The sequence below is a fragment of the Pseudomonas sp. SJZ131 genome, from assembly GCF_007828705.1.
Classification (GTDB): domain Bacteria; phylum Pseudomonadota; class Gammaproteobacteria; order Pseudomonadales; family Pseudomonadaceae; genus Aquipseudomonas; species Aquipseudomonas prosekii.
Genome location: NZ_VIVC01000003.1, coordinates 657288 through 675326, shown reverse-complemented (window position 1 = coordinate 675326; position 18039 = coordinate 657288). Strand labels below are relative to the sequence as shown.

Annotated in this window: 14 protein-coding genes; 6 read left to right on the top strand and 8 right to left on the bottom strand. The window is 61.8% G+C overall.

What is annotated here, in order from left to right; all coding sequences use genetic code 11:
• Nucleotides 1-38 precede the first annotated feature (38 nt).
• On the top strand, nt 39-2069 hold the full coding sequence (locus FBY12_RS17300) for a pyridoxamine 5'-phosphate oxidase family protein (RefSeq protein WP_145254300.1): 2031 nt from the start codon (nt 39-41) through the stop codon (nt 2067-2069).
• 532 nt (nt 2070-2601) lie between these two features.
• On the opposite strand, the gene FBY12_RS17290 is transcribed toward FBY12_RS17300, so the two are convergent.
• The 8 genes from FBY12_RS17290 to FBY12_RS17255 are packed head-to-tail and all read right to left on the bottom strand — an operon-like array spanning nt 2602 to nt 11650.
• The gene (locus FBY12_RS17290; RefSeq protein WP_145254293.1) at nt 2602-3732 is read right to left on the bottom strand and encodes a glycosyltransferase family 4 protein; all 1131 of its coding nucleotides are present in this window, start codon (nt 3730-3732) and stop codon (nt 2602-2604) included.
• A complete protein-coding gene (locus FBY12_RS17285; RefSeq protein ID WP_145254290.1) occupies nt 3733-4863 on the bottom strand; it encodes a glycosyltransferase family 1 protein in 1131 nt (376 codons plus the stop codon). It lies immediately after the preceding gene.
• Entirely contained in the window at nt 4847-6262 is a 1416-nt protein-coding gene (locus FBY12_RS17280; protein ID WP_145254288.1) for a glycosyltransferase family 1 protein, read from the bottom strand. Before FBY12_RS17280 ends, FBY12_RS17285 begins: the two co-directional genes overlap by 17 nt.
• Nucleotides 6259-7524, bottom strand: coding sequence for an ABC transporter ATP-binding protein (locus FBY12_RS17275; RefSeq protein ID WP_145254285.1), 1266 nt, complete (start codon nt 7522-7524; stop codon nt 6259-6261). The genes FBY12_RS17280 and FBY12_RS17275 overlap by 4 nt, the downstream gene beginning before the upstream one ends.
• The gene (locus FBY12_RS17270; RefSeq protein WP_092275794.1) at nt 7524-8321 is read right to left on the bottom strand and encodes an ABC transporter permease; all 798 of its coding nucleotides are present in this window, start codon (nt 8319-8321) and stop codon (nt 7524-7526) included. Before FBY12_RS17270 ends, FBY12_RS17275 begins: the two co-directional genes overlap by 1 nt.
• A complete protein-coding gene (locus FBY12_RS17265; RefSeq protein ID WP_145254282.1) occupies nt 8322-9764 on the bottom strand; it encodes a mannose-1-phosphate guanylyltransferase/mannose-6-phosphate isomerase in 1443 nt (480 codons plus the stop codon).
• Between the two features lie 3 nt (nt 9765-9767).
• Nucleotides 9768-10739, bottom strand: a complete 972-nt coding sequence (gene gmd / locus FBY12_RS17260) for a GDP-mannose 4,6-dehydratase (RefSeq protein ID WP_109521383.1) — start codon at nt 10737-10739, stop codon at nt 9768-9770.
• Nucleotides 10736-11650, bottom strand: a complete 915-nt coding sequence (locus FBY12_RS17255) for a GDP-mannose 4,6-dehydratase (protein ID WP_145254279.1) — start codon at nt 11648-11650, stop codon at nt 10736-10738. Before FBY12_RS17255 ends, gmd begins: the two co-directional genes overlap by 4 nt.
• Before the next feature lie 429 nt (nt 11651-12079).
• On the opposite strand from FBY12_RS17255, the gene FBY12_RS17250 reads away from it, so the two are divergent.
• From FBY12_RS17250 to FBY12_RS17230, 5 genes are read left to right on the top strand one after another with little or no spacing between them, the layout of a single operon-like run.
• Nucleotides 12080-13699, top strand: coding sequence for a glycosyltransferase (locus FBY12_RS17250; protein WP_145254276.1), 1620 nt, complete (start codon nt 12080-12082; stop codon nt 13697-13699).
• Nucleotides 13693-14973 carry a glycosyltransferase gene (locus FBY12_RS17245; RefSeq protein WP_145254273.1) on the top strand — a complete coding sequence of 427 codons (1281 nt, stop codon included), beginning with the start codon at nt 13693-13695 and terminating at the stop codon, nt 14971-14973. Before FBY12_RS17250 ends, FBY12_RS17245 begins: the two co-directional genes overlap by 7 nt.
• Nucleotides 14970-15887 (top strand): bifunctional 2-polyprenyl-6-hydroxyphenol methylase/3-demethylubiquinol 3-O-methyltransferase UbiG, encoded by a 918-nt coding sequence (locus FBY12_RS17240; protein WP_145254270.1) that lies wholly within the window; start codon nt 14970-14972, stop codon nt 15885-15887. Before FBY12_RS17245 ends, FBY12_RS17240 begins: the two co-directional genes overlap by 4 nt.
• The gene (locus tag FBY12_RS17235; protein WP_145254267.1) at nt 15884-17038 is read left to right on the top strand and encodes an acyltransferase; all 1155 of its coding nucleotides are present in this window, start codon (nt 15884-15886) and stop codon (nt 17036-17038) included. The genes FBY12_RS17240 and FBY12_RS17235 overlap by 4 nt, the downstream gene beginning before the upstream one ends.
• Entirely contained in the window at nt 17032-17877 is an 846-nt protein-coding gene (locus FBY12_RS17230) for a class I SAM-dependent methyltransferase (RefSeq protein WP_145254264.1), read from the top strand. Before FBY12_RS17235 ends, FBY12_RS17230 begins: the two co-directional genes overlap by 7 nt.
• Nucleotides 17878-18039: the final 162 nt, after the last annotated feature.

Here is an 18039-nt window from a genome sequence, read left to right as displayed (position 1 = left end):
CTGTTCACGTTGCGCCAGGCGCGCAAGGAGACGCCGTAATGGAACATTCACCGTGGCACGCCGGCGAACGGCAATTGCAGGAGAAGGTCGGTGTTGCCGAGCGAATGGAAACCCTCGGCCGTAGGGTGATTCGCAGCGAGATGCCGGACCAGCACCGTCAGTTCTATCAGCAACTGCCGTTCATGCTCTACGGCGCGGTGGATGCCGACGGTCACCCGTGGGCCAGCGTCATCGAGGGTGCGCCGGGTTTTGTCCAGTCGCCTGATCCCGCCCATTTGCAGTTCGCCAGCCTGCCAGCGGCGGATGACCCCGCGCAATTGAGCGCTGGCGCGGCGATTGGTCTGCTCGGCATCGAGTTGCACACCCGTCGGCGTAATCGCATGAATGGCCGCGTCGGCGCGATCACCGCGAAGGGCTTCGAGGTCGCGGTGGAACAGTCGTACGGCAACTGCCCGCAATACATTCAATTGCGCCAGTTCCGTTCGGTGCCGCTGGCCGATCCTTCGACGCGTGTTGCCGAACACCTCGACCAACTGGATGACGCCGCGAGGGCGATGATCACCCAGGCCGATACCTTGTTTGTCGCCAGTTATGTCGAGGTCGATGGCGTGCGTTCGGTGGACGTTTCCCATCGCGGCGGCCAGCCCGGTTTTGTGCGCATTGAAGGCAATCGCCTGACCATTCCGGACTTTTCCGGCAACCTTTTTTTCAACACGCTGGGCAATCTGCTGGTCAATCCGCGCGCGGGTTTGCTGTTTATCGACTTCAACAGCGGCGACGTGCTGCAACTCGGTGGCCGCACCGAAATCATCCTCGACGGCCCGCAAATCGAGGCGTTCCAGGGCGCCGAGCGTTTGTGGACATTCGACGTGGAACGGCTGGTGCGCCGGCCGGCGGCGTTGGCGCTGCGCTGGCGTTTCGACGGCATGTCGCCGAACAGTCTGATGACCGGGACTTGGGAACAGGCTGCCGCGCGCTTGCAGGCTCAAGCGTTGGGCGATGCCTGGCGGCCGCTGCGGGTGACGCGGATTGAAGCCGAGAGCCAGAATATTCGCTCGATCTACTTTGAGCCTGCCGATGGCGCCGGGTTGCCGGTGTTCCAGGCCGGGCAGCATTTGCCGCTGCGCTTCAAGATTGGCGACCAGACGCCTATCCGCACGTACAGTTTGTCGAGCGCGCCGTCGGATGATTTTTTTCGTATCAGCGTGAAACGCGACGGGCTGGTGTCGTCGCACCTGCATGAGCTGATCAAGGTCGGCGATGTGCTGGAGGCCCGCGCGCCGCAGGGGCATTTCACCGTGGCGGCACATGAGCGGCGGCCGTTGGTGTTGTTGGCGGCGGGTGTCGGTATCACGCCGCTGCTGTCGATGCTGCGCGAGGTGGTTTATCAGGGCTGGCGCACGCGGCGTATTCGGCCGACGTGGTTTTTCCAGAGTTCTCGCAGTCTGGCGGATCAACCGTTCCGCACAGAGCTGGATAGCTTGCTGGAAGGTGCCGAGGACAAGGTTCGGGTCCTGCGTTTGCTCAGCCAACCGGAAGCGGACGCGCGCGAGGGTGAAGACTTTGACCTGACCGGGCGCATCGACACGGCGCTGCTGCTTACGATGCTTGAAGGCGAGGACTACGACCAGGTGGACTTTGTCCTCTGCGGGCCGGGCAGTTTTACCCAGGGTTTGTACGACAGTCTGCGCGAGTTGGACATCCGCGATTCGAACATTCACGCCGAAACCTTTGGCCCCTCGACATTGCGCCGTCGCCCGGACCCGGACGCGATTGTCATCGAGCAACCACCCGCAGCGACGACTGCGGTGTCGGTGGTGTTCGAGCGCTCAGCCAAAGAAGCGCGCTGGCAACCGGACGGCGGCAGTTTGCTGGAACTGGCAGAGAGCCGTGGCTTGAACCCGGAATTCAGCTGTCGCGGCGGCTCGTGCGGCACCTGCAAAACCCGGTTGATCAGCGGCGAGGTGAATTATCCACAGCCCCCGGCCGAAGTCCCGGAAGCGGGGCATGTGCTGATCTGCTGCGCAATCCCGGCGAAGAGTTCGGAGCCGTTGGTGCTGGATCTTTGATCAACGCAAAACCCCGCAACCACACCAGACCCTGTAGGAGCTGAGCTTGCTCGCGAAGGCGGCCTGACATTCAACAATGATGTTGACTGTTCCAGCGCTTTCGCGAGCAAGCTCAGCTCCCACAGGGGCGGGCGCGCTGGCAACCGGACGGCGGCAGTTTGCTGGAACTGGCGGAGAGCCGTGGCTTGAACCCGGAATTCAGCTGTCGCGGCGGTAACCACACCAGACCCTGTAGGAGCTGAGCTTGCTCGCGAAGGCGGCCTGACATTCAACAATGATGTCGACTGATCCAGCGCTTTCGCGAGCAAGCTCAGCTCCCACAGGGGCGGGCGCGCTGGCAACCGGACGGCGGCAGCTTGCTGGAACTGGCGGAGAGCCGTGGCTTGAACCCGGAATTCAGCTGTCGCGGCGGTAACCACACCAAACCCTGTAGGAGCTGAGCTTGCTCGCGAAGGCGGCCTGACATTCAACAATGATGTTGACTGTTCCAGCGCTTTCGCGAGCAAGCTCAGCTCCTACAGGGGCGGGCGCATCAGGCATACGACAGCGATTTCTCTTCCAGCAGTTCCTGATATAGCGCCGACCATTTGCGGCCCATTTCTTCGGCGGTGAACAGTTGCCGATACCGCGCTTCGGCTTTCGCGCCCATTTGCGCCGCCAGAGCTGGGTTTTCCCACAGCGTGCGCATCGCTTCGCGGAACGCCTGCGGATTGCTCGGCGGCACCACCAGCCCGGTTTCGTTATTGATGTTGATGTAACTGGTGCCGGTGCCGATCTCGCTGGAGATCATCGGTTTGCCATACATCGCGCCTTCGAGCAGCGAAATGCCGAACGCTTCCGAGCGCAGGTGCGACGGGAAAACGATGGCGTAGCTCAACTGCAGCAGCGCCACTTTGTCCTCATCGCCGAGCCGGCCGAGGAAGTGAATATTGCGCAGACCCAGCGCCTGGGCCTGCGCGTGCAATTCGATTTCCAGCGGGCCGGCGCCGACGATCACCACTGGATAGTCCACGCCTTGCAACGCCTCGAGCAGGATGTGCAAACCCTTGTAATAACGCATCACACCGACAAACAGGAAAAACTTATCCCCAAGCTTCTGCCGCCAATCGGCCATGCGGGCGGTGTCGGGCTGTGGATAACCTGACTTGTCGAGGCCATAAGTGATGACTCGAGTCTTGTCCTGAAACTTTTGCAGCACGTCGCTGGTGTGCAGATAGTTGGGTGAAGCAGCGACGATGCGGTCGGCGCTGGCGAGAAAACGGTTCATCAGCGGCCGATAGAGTTTGAGCAAGGTTTTCTGGCGAATGATGTCCGAGTGATACGTCACCACGCTGGGTTTGCGCGTGCCGCTGGCGAAGTGCACCACGTCCATGAACGGCCAGGGGAAGTGATAGTTGACCACGTCAGCCTCGGCGGCCAATTCGCGAAACTTCTTGAAAACGCTCAGCGAGAAACCAGTGGAAGCGAATTGCAGATCGAGTTTGGCCCGATGCACTTCATGGTGGCCGACTTGCACTACGGGCGGTGTCGGGTCGCTGCTCAGGGACAACACCTGACCTTCGATGCCTTGCTGAGCGCAGCTTTCGCACAGTTGAAAAATCACCTGTTCGATCCCGCCAACCGTATCGGGCATCGACGTTTTGTAAAAATGCAGAACGCGCATCTAACCTCCCAAAGCCTGGCGGTAAGCGCGGGCGGTGATCTGCGCGCAACGCTCCCAGGAAAATGCTTTCGCTTGCTGCAACCCTGCTTCACGGCAGGCCTGCCAATGCGTTTTATCGTCGATCAACCGGCTCATCGCCTCGCGCAAGCCGTGCGGATCACCCGCATCAATGTAATTGCCGGCCTCGCCGGCGACCTCCGGCATCGCCGAATGGCCCACCAGCACCACCGGCGTGCCGCTGGCCATGGCTTCCAGCACCGGCAGGCCGAAGCCTTCGTAAATCGACGGAAAAATCAGCGCACGCGCGCCGGCCAGCAATTGCGCGACCTGCTCGTCTGGCAAGTAGCCGAGCAAACACACATGGCCGGCGGCCAACGCCTGGCGCAGTTCCTCGCTGAAGTGCTCGCGTTGCCAACCGGCCATGCCGACGATCAATAAAGGGAAACGCTGGCGCTGTGCTTCCGGCAGCAAGGCGTGGGCGCGCAGGGCCAAATTCAGGTTTTTGCGCGGCTCCAGCGTGCCGACGCAAAGGAAATACTCGCGCGCCTCGACACCGTGCGCCTTGAGCACCGGATCGATCTCGGCCGCCTCGCGCGGATGGAAACGCGCCGCCACGCCCAGCGGCGCGACAATGAAACGCTCGGCCGGCAGGGCGAAATACTCGCGCGCTTCGTCGGCAATAAACTGCGAGTCGGTCAGAATCAGCCGCGCTTGCTCGACGCCATCAGCCAGCCGCCGCTCGATTTCACGCAAGCGCGCCGCCGGTTGCGTTTGCGGGTAATGCAGATGCGTGAGGTCGTGCAGGGTGATAACGGTCGGGCCGTCGAACGACAGAGGCCACAGACTCGGTTCGTGATAGAGGTCGATCGACTGCGAGCGGCCCTGATCGAAGCGTTTCTGCGTCAACCAGCGCCGAGCCTGATAGGCCCCGGGAATCTGCCGCAGTAACGGCGTCAGGCGCGAATAACCGGGCAGCGCCGCCTCGGGCAATGACGTGCTCCAGCCCCAGCCGTGGAACAACGAAAGTTCGACGTCCGGCTCGGCGGCGAGGGCGCCCACCAGCTCGGCGACGTAATGGCCGATGCCGGTGCGCGGCGCTTGCAGGATCCGCGCGTTAAGGGCAATTCGCATGCTGGCTCTCGGCTTGCTGACGCTGCTGTTCAAATTCAAGTTCGGGCTCGGGCTCGCGCATGGAACTGTCGAGGTTGCGCTCGATGCGCTCGACCAATTGCGCGCTCGCTTCACGCCAGCTCAGCCACCGCCATTGCGCCAGACCCAGCGCCGCCGGGAACACGCCGCTGCGCTCCATGTCGGTGACCAGATCGGTCAGGCTCTGCGGCTCGGCCAGATCGAAATACGCCATGTAGTCGCCGCCGATTTCGCGGAACACCGGAATGTCGCTGGCCATCGCCGGCAAACCGCGCTGCATGGCTTCCACCAGCGGCAAACCGAAGCCCTCGACGTAGGACGGAAACACCAGCGCCGTGGCGTGCGAGTAAGCGTGCTCCAGGCTGCGGTCGGACAGCGTGTTGAACATGAACAAGCGACGGTTCAGCTCGGGATGCTCGCGGATGCGTTCGACCAGCGCGTCGCACTTCCAGCCGATCTTCCCGGCGATGCACAAGCGCGCCGTCGAGCCGTTGGCCCACGCACGCTCGAAGGCGTCGAGCAGGTAGGCGTGGTTTTTCCGTGGCTCGATGGTGCTGACCATCAGAAACACCGGCTCCGGGGTCTGGAACATCTGCAACAAACCGCTATCGACTTCCGCGCGCGCATCGCTCAAGTCCAGTTCGGAGCCGAGGTAAAAGTAATCAAACCAGCGCTGCTGCACCTGTTGCGGGCCGACGCGGCGCAGCATCTCATCGCGGACCTGATCGCGAATCGTCGTCGAAATCGCCACATAACCGTCGGCGGTACGGGCGATCCAGTCGAACCATTCGTTGAACACCTTGACCAGCCCGGCGTCGCAAAACTGCGGATGGGTCAGCGGGATCAAATCGTAAATCACCGAGACAATGCCGACGCCGTCGCGCTTCAACTGCTCGGCCAACGGGAAGAAATTCGCGTGCCACGACGAGTCGAGCAGCACCAGTTGATCGCCGGCGCGATGCTGCAACGGCACGCAGCGCTCGGGCACCGGTTTGCCCTTGAGCAGCCGATCGAGCACGCGTATCGGCAGGCTCAGACACGCAAACGCCGCGAGTCGGCACATCACGTAGAGCACGCGGCGGGCGAACTTCGACTCGCTGAACGGGCGCCGCCGTTCCAACGTGCGGTGGCGCAACCAGAACAGATTGGCCCACTGTTCGAGCTTGACCCGCAGGCTGGTCAGGTTGATTTTCGGCGTCTTCAACGGCGCCAGGCTTTTCACCTCGAACAGCGCGCCATCGATCATCACCACCGGAATGCATTCGCGTTGGGCGTTCTTCGCCGGCAGCTGCTGGATGACATTGCGCACCACGCGCTGAATCCCCGAGTTGGCGTTCGGGTGTTCGAAAACGTAGGTGCATTCCACCAACAATCGAGTCATCGCGACACCTCTGGGTCCGCTGTCAGCAGCGCATTTTCAGTGGAACGGGTAATGGTGGTTTGCGCTTCCAGCCACGAGCAACCGACGAAGTCTTCCTGGCGATTGTTGATCACGTGAAACACCAAGCCGTAGTCGCGCCATTCGAAGTTGCGATCCAGGTGCGAGTCGAGCCGCGACAGGCTCAGGGCAATCGAATAATTGCCTTTGCCCAGGCGCATGTCGAAAGCAAACCGGAAGGTCACGCGTTCGCCCGCCGTCAGGTCGGTGATGGCTTTGTCGAGGCGATGTGTGTTGATGCCGTAAATCGCCTGGCCCAAACGGTCCTTGATCATGAAACCGAGGATCAGCCGTTCGATGTCTTTACGGACCTCGGTTTGCACCTCCAGGACCATCGGCTGGCCGACCTCGGCGACTTCCACCGAGCGGCCCTGCGCGTCGAGCAAACGCACGCTGAGAATCCCCGCTTCACCGGTGCCGGAAATGGTTTGCACCTGACCGTTGGCGAGCATCTCCTGGCGCACGGTCTGGCCTTCGCGCTGGGCGAGCATCGCGTTGTAGTAATCCATGACTTCTTCGGGTTTGCCGCGCATCGCCATGCGCCCGCCTTCGAGCAGGATCGCGGTGTCGCAGATCGACTGAATCGCCGAGCGATCATGCGAGACGATCAGCAGCGTGGTGCCGGCCTTGCGGAAGTTGCGGATGCGATCAAAGCTTTTGTGCTGGAAATACGCATCGCCGACCGACAGCGCTTCGTCAACGATCAGAATGTCCGGGCGCCGCGCGGTGGCGACGCTGAACGCCAGGCGCATTTGCATGCCGCTGGAGTAGGTGCGGACCGGCTGATCGATGGCATCGCCGATTTCCGCAAAGCTCTCGATTTGCGCCATCAATTCTTCGATTTCTTCGACTTGCATGCCGAGCAACTGGCCGGCCATGAACACGTTCTGCCGCCCGGTGAAATCCGGGTGAAAACCCATGCCCAATTCGAGCAGTGCCGCCACGCGACCCTGCAGTTGAATCTGCCCGCAAGTCGGTTGCGTGGTGCCGGTGATCATCTTCAGCAGCGTGCTTTTGCCAGCGCCGTTGACGCCGACAATGCCCACCGCTTCACCGGGCTGAATCTCGAAATCGACGCCTTGCAGCACCCAGTGCAAATGGTGGTGAGTGCCGGAAAACGGCACCAGCCATTCGAGCAGGCGGCTCCAGCGGTTCGGGTATTGTTTGTAGGCCTTGCCCAGGCCACTGACGCGTATGTGTCCCATCAGAGTTCGTCCACCATTTCACCGACGCGCTGGCGGAACAGCCGCAGCGCCATGACGCAGAACAGCACGCCGATCACCAGCAACGGGATCAACGAGCGCCAGTCCGGCCATTGGTTGTAGAGGAAGACGTTCTGGTAACTGGTCATCAGCGCGGTCATCGGATTGAGGCTGATCACCTGCTGAATGCCTGGCGGCAGGATCGAGATCGGGTAAACGATCGGCGTCAGCCAGAACCAGAATTGCAGGCAGATGCCAAACAGCTGCCCGACGTCGCGAAAGAACACATTGAGGATGCCGAGGATCATTCCCAGCCCGGCGGCAAAGATGATTTGCAGCAGCAGCAACGGGATCAGCGCCAGCAACGCCATGCCCGGCAACCGTCCGCTGATCAACAGGAAACCGAAGAACAGCCCGAGGATGATCGCGAAATTGATGCCCGCATTCAGCAGCGCGATCACCGGCAAACAGATGCGCGGGAAGCTGATTTTCTTCAGCAGGTTGGCGTTTTCGAGAAACATGCTTTGGCTGCGCGTGGTGATTTCCGCGAACAGGCCCCAGGTCAGCAGGCCGGCGCACAAGTACACGCTGTAGGCCAGGCCATCGTCCACGCCGGGCAGGCGCGCGCGCATGATCTGGGAAAAGATCACCGTGTACACGACGATCATCGACAGCGGGTTGAGCACGGTCCACAAGGCCCCGAACAGCGAATTGCGATATCGCGCCTGAAACTCTCGCTTGACGCTGCCGAAGACGAATCCACGGTAATTACGCAGCGAGCGGTACAGATTAAGCAGCATTCAAACCGTCCTGCCGTATTGGTCTTCGAAGCGGACGATGTCGTCCTCTCCCAGGTATTCGCCGCTTTGCACTTCGATGATCACCAGGTCGATGACGCCCGGGTTTTCCAGTCGATGTTTGTGCCCGGCGGCGATGAACGTCGATTCATTCTTCGCCACCAGGTGCGTGCCGGTGCCGTTGTTGGTGACCTTGGCCATGCCTTCGACGACCACCCAGTGTTCGTTGCGGTGGTGGTGCATTTGCAGCGACAACTTGCCGCCCGGCTTGACCACGATGCGCTTGATTTTGAAGCGCGGGCCTTCTTCGAGCACGGTGTAAGTGCCCCACGGTCGGCTGACGGTGCGGTGCAAACGGTAGGCTTCGTGTTTGTCAGCCTTGAGTTGTTTGGCCACCCGGCGCACGTCTTGCGCGCGGTCGGCGTGGGCCACCAGCACGGCGTCGGCGGTGTCGACGATGATCAGGTTGTCCACACCGACGGCGGCGACCAACCGGCCTTCGCTCTGGACGAAGTTGTTGTGGCTGTCGACAAACACCGCGTCGCCGCTGGCGCGGTTGTTTTGCGCATCCGGCGCGATCAGTGCGGCCAGCGCGCTCCACGAACCGATATCGCTCCAGTCAAAACCGGCCGGCACCACCGCCACTTTGTCCGAGCGTTCCATCAGCGCGTAGTCGATGGAAATGTCAGTGATTTCGGCAAACAGCGTTGGCGACAATTCCTGTTGCAGGCAGCCGCCGGTTTCCACCGGCGCACTGTCCGCCATGCAGGCGCGGGTCTGTTCCAGCAGCTCGGGCGCGTGCACTTGCAACTCGGCGAGCAGGGTGGCCACCGAGAAGCAGAACATTCCCGAGTTCCACAGGAAGTGGCCGCTTTCCAGATAGTGCGTGGCGGTTTGCAAGTCAGGTTTTTCGACAAAACGCTGGACCGTCGCCGCGCCTTTATCGTCCAGCGGCGCGCCGGTTTCGATGTAGCCGAAACCGGTTTCCGGCGCGGTCGGCTTGACCCCGAAGGTCACCAGATAACCAGCGCGGGCCAGTTCCACGGCGTGTTCGACGGCGCTTTGCAGCGCTTCGACATTGACGATCAGATGATCGGCCGGCATCACCACCATGATCGCTTCGTCGCCATGCAACGCTTGCAGCGACAGCGCCGCTGCGGCAATGGCCGGGGCGGTGTTGCGGCCCGTCGGCTCAAGCAGGAAATGCCCGCGATGCCGGGCCATTTGCGCGTCGTGGTAGTGATCCTTGCTCTGGAAGTAATACTCGCGATTGGTCACCGTGACGATATCGCCCCAACCGTCGAGCAGCCCCGCCGCGCGCCGATAGGTTTTACCCAGCAGCGACTGGCCGTCGGGCAGGGTCATGAACGGCTTCGGATGCCCTTCGCGGGACACCGGCCACAAACGGGTCCCGGCACCGCCGGAGAGGATCACAGGAATCAGCATGGCCTACTCCTTGGCGACGCGTTTCATGTCCGCATCCATCATCGTGCGGATCAAGGTATCCAAGTCTGTTTTCGGCTTCCAGCCCAGTACACGCTGGGCCTTGGCCGGGTTGCCGAGCAGCACGTCGACCTCGGCCGGGCGGAAGAACGCCGGGTCGATCTTCACGTAGTCGCGGTAGTTCAGGCCGATGTGATCGAAGGCGATCCGGCACATTTCGCGCACGGTGGTGGTCACGCCGGTGGCGACCACGTAGTCGTCAGCCTTGTCCTGTTGCAGCATCAGCCACATGGCTTCGACGTAATCGCCGGCAAACCCCCAATCGCGCTTGGTGTCGATGTTGCCCAGGCGCAGTTCGTCCTGTTTGCCGTGCTTGATCCGCGCGGCGGCGTCGGTGACTTTGCGGGTGACGAATTCGATGCCGCGCAGCGGTGATTCGTGGTTGAACAGGATGCCGCTGCTGGCGTGCAGGTTGAAGCTTTCGCGGTAGTTGACGGTGATCCAGTGCCCGTAGAGTTTGGCCACGCCATAAGGGCTGCGCGGGTAGAACGGGGTGTTTTCGTCCTGCTGCTCAGCCTGGATCAAACCGAACATTTCGCTGGTCGAGGCCTGATAAAAACGCGTGTGCGGGCTGAACTGGCGGATCGCTTCGAGCACGTGCGTAACGCCGAGGCCATCGACGACGCCGGTGATCACCGGTTGATCCCACGAGGCGGCGACGAAGCTTTGCGCCGCCAGGTTGTAGACCTCGTCCGGCGCCGACTTGATCACCGCGCGCTGCACCGAGCAGGCATCGGCCATGTCGCCGTCCAGGTAGACGATGTCGCCCTCGACCCCCATCTCGCGCAGGCGCCAGCGCGAATCGCTGCTGCGCCGGGCCACGAGGCCATGGACCTTGTAGCCCTTGTCGAGCAACAGTTTCGCCAGATAAGCGCCGTCCTGGCCGGTGATCCCTGTGATCAGTGCACTTTTTGTCATTGTTCTTTCACTCGCTTCTCCCAGTCGGACAGGATCGCCCGCAGGGATTGTTGTGTGGTGATTTCAGGCGTCCATCCTGTGGTTTCGGTCAGCCGGGCATGGCTGCCGCAAACGCGACGCTGATCCGCGCGGCGAAGGCGCGCCGGATCCTGAATCAATTGCATGTCGACCTGGGCGAGGTCCCCCAACTGTTCAATCAGACTGCGGATCGTCTGCTCGCGCCCCGAGCAAATGTTGTACACCTGGCCCGGCGTGCCTTTTTCCAGCAACGCCAGGTAGGCCGAGACCACATCGCCGACATCAAGGAAGTCGCGGCTGACATCAATGTCGCCGACCTCCAGTTGTGGCGCTTGCAGGCCTTGTTTGATTCGACTGATTTGCCGCGCGGCGCTGGCAATCACGAAGCTGTCTTTCTGCCCGGTGCCGATGTGGTTGAACGGGCGGGCGACCAGCACCGGCCAACCCTCGCTCAAGCCCCATTGCAGGCTGAGGAATTCGGCCGAGAGTTTGCTCACGGCGTAAGGATTGCGCGGGCAGGGCGGCTGGTGTTCGGTGATCGGCAACTGCGCTTCGCTGACCTGGCCGTAGATGTCGCCGGAGCTGACGTACAGGAACGTGCCTTTGAAGCCACGCGTTTTCAGCGCCTGGAGCAGATTCAAAGTACCGAGCAGGTTGATATTGAAGGTGCGCGCCGGGTCGCGAAACGCTTCGGGGACGAAGGTCTGGCCAGCGAGGTGGATGACCGCGTCGGGCATTTGCGGCCACAGGCCTTCGAGGCTGTCCGGTTGGCCGAGGTCGTAGCGTGACGGCACGGGCAGCAACTGCCACGGCGAGCCTTCAATGCGCAATCGCGATTGGATGTGTTGTCCTACGAATCCCGTCAGACCCGTAACGAACAGACGCTTTTTCAAACAGCAGCCCCTTGGTCATACATTCCGTCCATTTCCCACAGGCTTTATGGGGATGTCCTACGGACCGCGTTGATTCATGGGTCGAAAGACAGGCGAAATGTTTTGTTGTAGTTGTTTGGTAGCCAATCTGTGCCAATTGCTCGGCAATTTCAACAGGTCCAACCGTGACTGGTCAGTTCTCGTCAGCGTAGCCTGATTTATTCTCGCTGGGCGGTTCACGAATCCGCAACGGATGTGTTTAGAATGCCCCTCGTCACGATTACCCAGGGTTCGGCCGGGGGCTTTTTCGACCCCGCGAAACTGACCATTAAAACAAGAACGTAGACGGGCAAGAAGACGATCGACGAGCCCCGGCAAACGCCGCCTCGATCCGCCGCTTCGCCGTCATAGAGTGGGGCTGCCGGGACGGTGGTTTCATCGTGGGATGCCATGAACTTCATTCTTTACTCGGACGTCAACGACAGCTCCATCAGCCAGAGTCTCGGGCGTCCCGAATACAGTTATTACTTCGTGCTCAAGGCCTATCGCCCAGTGCTCGAAAGCCTTGGGCGGGTGCACGTGGTGTCCTGCGTCGCAGAGGTTGATGCGCTTTACCAGCAACACCTCGCTGCCGGCGAAGACAGCTTGTTCCTGTGCTTCACGCCGCCGCACAAAACCCCGAATAACCTGCAATGCCCGATGGTCTGCGTGGTTGCCTGGGAGTTTGACTCGATCCCCGCCGAACACTGGGACAACGATCCGCGCCATGACTGGAGCCAGACCTTGGCGCGGCATGGCCGGGTGATCACTTTGTCCAGCCACACCGCGCAGGCGATTCGCCGCACGCTGGGCCAGGATTTCCCGGTGCTGGTGCTGCCGACGCCGCTGTGGGAACGCTTCGCCGAGGTGCGCGAGCAATACCCGAGCACGCCGATCAACTCCGGCAGCAAGTTGCAGATCAAGGGCTGCATCCTCGACAGCCGGCCGATGGGTTTGTCCGCCGATGGCTTGATCGCGCCGATCTTCACCGAGCAGGAACTGGAAATCCGTGGCCTCAATCTCGAAGCGCCCGCGCCAGAACCCGAAGCGCCGCCACCGCCACCGCCACTGACCCTGCGCCGCCGGGCATTCATCAGCAAACATTACCTGCGTGAAATCTATCGCGCGCTCAAGCACAACGCGCTGCTGTGGTACCGCGAAGCGGCTCGCGACCTGGTGCCCGAGGCCGTTCGCCCCCATCTGGCGCGGTTACGATCCGCGCCGCCCGCACCCGCACCTGCGCCCGAACCCCTGCAAGTGCCGACCACGCTTAGCGAAACCCTCGAACTCGCCGAACACCCGCAAGCCAACCTGCCCGACACCAGCCGACACGTCGAAATCGACGTCAGCGGCGTAGTCTATGTCAGCGTGTTCAACCCCGATGACGGGCGCAAAAACTGGCATCACCTGATCACCGCGTTCTGCTGGGGCCTGCGCGACGCCGAAGACGCGACGCTGGTGCTGAAAATGACCCAGAACGATCTCTCGACCTATTACGTCGAGCTGATCACCTTGCTCTCGCAGCTGTCGCCGTTCAGTTGCCGCGTGGTGATCCTCCACGGTTACTTGCATGACGACGAGTTCGCCCGGCTGTACGGCGCGGCGAGTTTCTACGTCAACGCCTCGCGTTGCGAAGGTCTGTGTTTGCCGCTGATGGAATTCATGTCCTGCGCGCGCCCGGTGATCGCGCCGAACCACACGGCGATGGCGGATTACATCGACGAACGCGTCGGGTTCATCGTCAAGTCCAGCCACGAGCCGACGATCTGGCCGGAAGACGCGCGCATTCTCTATCGCACCTTGCGCCATCGCCCGGACTGGGGCTCGCTGAAAACCGCGTATGAGCAGAGCTACGCCATGGCGAAAAATCGTCCAGAGGACTATCAAGCGATGGCCAGCGCCGCCAACCAACGCATGCGCGACTACTGCAGTTTTGCCCCGGTGCAGCAGCGCCTCGCGCAATTCCTGGCACTGCCGCCGGCCGATCAAAGCACGCCGCTGGCCGCCGCTGTGGGGACGACCGCATGCTGATCATCATTCATTCGGAAACCAACAAGAGCAACATCCAGCAAAACCTCGGGCGGCCGGAGTACAGCTATTACTTCGTGCTCAAGGAGTTTCGCCCGGTGCTTGAGCGCATCGGCCAGGTGCTGGAAGTCAGCGACCCGGACGAACTGGTCGATCGCTTGTATTTCGACTGTTTGAGCCGTGGCGAGCCGTGCATTTTCCTCTCGTTCTCGCCGCCGCATCGCACACCGATTCATTACGCCTGCCCGACCATTCCGGTCTTCGCCTGGGAATTCAGCACCATTCCGACCGAGAGCTGGCAGGGCGAGCCGCGTCACGATTGGCGCGTGGTCCTGCAAGCGTGCGGCCGGGCGATTACGCATTCGACGTTCACGGTCAACGCGGTGCGCGAAGTGATGGGCGCCGAGTACCCGATCTGCGCAATTCCCGCGCCGGTCTGGGACCGGTTTGCCGCGCGCGGCGAGCTGTTGAGCAAGCAACCGGTGGTGGCGCCGGTCAGCCTCAATTTGTGCGGCTTGTTGATCGACAGCCGCACCACCGACCTGCGCCCTTATGGCCCGCCCGCCTTGCGCGAAGGCACGCCGCTGACGTTCGACGGCCCGCCGCAGGATTGCCAGTTGCAGTTGCAAGGCGTGGTTTACACCTCGGTGTTCAACCCTTACGACGGGCGCAAAAACTGGCAGGACATGATCAGCGCGTTTTGCACCACGTTCCGCGACACGCCCGACGCGACGCTGGTGCTCAAGCTCACCCACCATGACATCGCCAACGCGCTCAACGACATGCTCCACCACGTCTACAAAAACCAGACATACCAGTGCCGGATCGTGTTGATCCACGGTTACCTCGCCGACCTCGATTACGAAGCGCTGGTGCAGGCCACCAGTTACGTGGTCAACAGTTCTTACGGCGAAGGGCAGTGCCTGCCGCTGATGGAATTCATGTCCTGCGGCAAACCGGCGATTGCGCCACTGAACACGGCGATGGCCGATTACGTCGACAGCGACAACGCGTTTATCGTCAATTCCACCGATGAACTCACGGCGTGGCCGCACGACCCGCGCGCGGCGTTTCGCACGCTGCGTTATGTGACGGATTGGGATTCGCTGTGCAGCGCCTATCGCGCCAGTTATGACGTGGCGAAAAGTGATGTCGAGCGTTATGCGCGGATGTCGGCGCACGCGGTCAGCAGCCTGCAGCGCTTTTGCAGTCAGGCCAGCACCGAGCAACGTCTGCGAGCGTTTTTCGCGCAACACCTGGAAGCCTCGAACGCATGATCCGGCGCCTGCTCGCACGCCTGTGGCCGGCGCCAACGCCTTTGCCAACGCCCGCGCCGGTCGCCAGCGTTTCGCCGCGCGATGTCGGTTTGCATGATGCGATTCTTGATGGCTGGTTTCTCAACGACACCGGCGAGTTGCTCAAGGGTTTCGCGATCAGCGCTGAGGACACTTTGCTCGATGTCGGTTGCGGCGAAGGCGTGGCGACGTTGTTCGCGGTGCGCCAAGGCGCTTCGGTGATTTTTACCGACAGCGAACACGACAAGGTTCGCGAACTGGCGCGGCAAGTCGATGCGCAATCGACCCGACAGAATCTCGGTTTGGTCAGCAACAGCCTGCCACTGCCGCTGGCCGACGGCTGCGCGAGCAAAGTGGTGTGCATGGAAGTGCTCGAACACATCGCCGAACCCGAGCCGTTCATGGCCGAACTGGTGCGCATGGGCCGCCCCGGCGCGCTGTACCTGCTGAGCGTGCCGGCGCTGGTGGGCGAACAGTTGCAGCAGGGCATCGCCCCGGCCAGCTATTTTCAGGCGCCCAATCACGTACAGATTTTCAGCGCGCAACGCTTTGCGGCGCTGGTCGAAGACGCCGGGCTGGTGATCGAACATCGCCAGGCCAGCGGGTTCTTCTGGGTCATGGGCATGATCTTCTTCTGGGCCAGCGAACGCGCGGCCGGGCGTGACTTGAGCGGCGCGGTGCGCGACCGGATTCAGGCGCCGTATCCGCCGCTGATGGAGAGTTGGGCGAAAACCTGGCAAGACTTGCTGGCGCAGCCCAACGGCTTGGCGATCAAGCAGATGCTCGATCAATTCATGCCGAAAAGTCAGGTGATCATCGCGCGCAAACCGCTGGACGCTGCGCCAGCATCCGCAGCCGCAGCCGCAGCCGCAGCCGCGCCGAGGGCCGGGGCATGAGCGGCAAGCGGATCATGGACATCGAACTGCTGCGCGGCATCGCTGTGTTGGGCGTGTTGTTCCATCACCTGCAAGGCAGTTTGTTCACCGACAGCGTGCCGACGCTGGAGAAAATTCACGCCTGGGCGCAACCGTGGTGGGGCGTCGATCTGTTTTTCGCGATCTCCGGTTTTGTCATTGCGCGCAGTTTGATTCCGGCGTTGCACGGTTGCAGCACGCGCCAGGAATACTGGCAGCAGACCCGCAACTTCTGGCTGCGCCGGGCCTTTCGCTTGTTGCCGTCGGCGTGGCTGTGGCTGGCGCTGATGTTGCTCGCCTGTTTGCTGATCAACCGTTCCGGCGCGTTCGGCAGCTTGCACGCGAACCTGCAAGCGACGCTGGCCGGCGTCGCGCAGTACGCGAATTTCCGTTTCGCCGACAGCTTCTACAACTACGAATACGGCAGCAGTTTTGTCTACTGGAGTCTGGCGCTGGAGGAGCAGTTCTACTTGTTGTTTCCGCTGCTGATTCTGCTTTGCCGCAAGCATCTGGTGTGGGCGCTGCTGGCGCTGGTCGCGGTGCAATTATTTACGCTGCGCACGCCGATTTTGATGGTGGTGCGCACCGACGCGCTGGCGCTCGGCATTCTTCTGGCGATGTGGAGCGCGCAGCCGAGTTACTTGCGTTGCGAGCCGAGATTCTTGCGGCGGCCATGGGCCGGCGTCTCGGCGCTGCTGGTGCTGGCGGTGGCGCTGAGTTTCATGGCGACGGATCGCTTCACTTTCACTAACTACCGGATCGGCGCAATTGCCGTGCTCAGCGCGCTGCTGGTGTGGATCGCCTCTTACAACCAAGATTACTTGCTGCCCAAAAGCCTGCTGAAGAACCTCATGGTGTGGGTCGGCAGCCGTTCCTACGGGATTTACCTGATCCACATTCCGGCGTATTTGCTGGTGCGCGAGTTGATCTTTCGCTTGCAGGCTGCCGGTTTGCCGAGCCCGGCCGGGCATCCGATTTTGACCATTGCCATCGCGGGCGGGCTGATCGTGCTGCTCAGCGAACTCAATTACCGCTGCGTCGAAATGCCTATGCGCAATCGCGGCGCCGCCCTGGTGCAACGTCTGAGCACGCCGCGATCCGCCGTCCCATCCTCTGGAGCTACCTCATGCTGAGCATTTTGAAAAAACTCACAGGGCAGTCGCCTGCGCCTGCGGCAGTCCCGGTTCAAGTAGAGCCGCCGGTAGCGCCGCCGGCGGTGGAGAAGGTCGATCCGTACATGCTCGGCTTGCACGATGCGATGCTCAGCGGCTGGTTCAATCAGGCCACCGGCGAGCTGTTCAGCGGTTTTCCGGTGACCGCCGAAGACACGCTGCTCGACGTTGGCTGCGGGGATGGCGGCAACGTGCATTTCTGCGGGATGCGCGGGGCGAAGATCATCATTGCCGACATCGACGCGGGCAAAGTCGAGGCGACCCGCCAGCGTCTGGGCGACACCCCGGCGCGCGACGTCGAATGCCACGTCACTGACTGCAACCCGCTGCCGATTGCCGATGCGACCGCCACGCGGGTGGTGTCCACCGAAGTCATCGAGCACGTCGACGACCCGGCGCAGTTCCTCAGTGAGCTGGTGCGCGTCGGCAAACCGGGGGCGCTGTACCTGCTGAGCGTGCCGCACCCAAGCTCCGAAGACCTGCAAAAAGACCTCGCCGCGCCGGAGTATTTTCAGAAGCCCAACCACATTCGCATCATCAGCGAAGAGCAGTTCAAAGGCATGGTCAGCGATGCCGGGCTGGAAGTGCTGAGCCATAGCCAATACGGCTTTTACTGGTCGATGTGGATGCTGCTGTTCTGGGAAGCCAAAGTCGATTTCAGCAACGCCGACCACCCGTTGCTCAATCACTGGGCCGACACCTGGAAGGCGATTCTCGAATCACCGCGCGGCGCCCAGATCAAACAGGCGCTGGACGCCGTCGTGGCGAAAAGCCAAGTCATCATCGCCCGCAAACCCTGAACACTGCACATCGCACACCGCACACCGCACAACTGTAGGAGTGAGCCTGCTCGCGAAGAGGGGGTGTCAGTCACCCTGAATGTTGCCTGACACGGCGCTTTCGCGAGCAGGCTCACTCCTACAAGGGTTTTGTGTACCCTGTTGACCTGTTGTGTTCAGGGA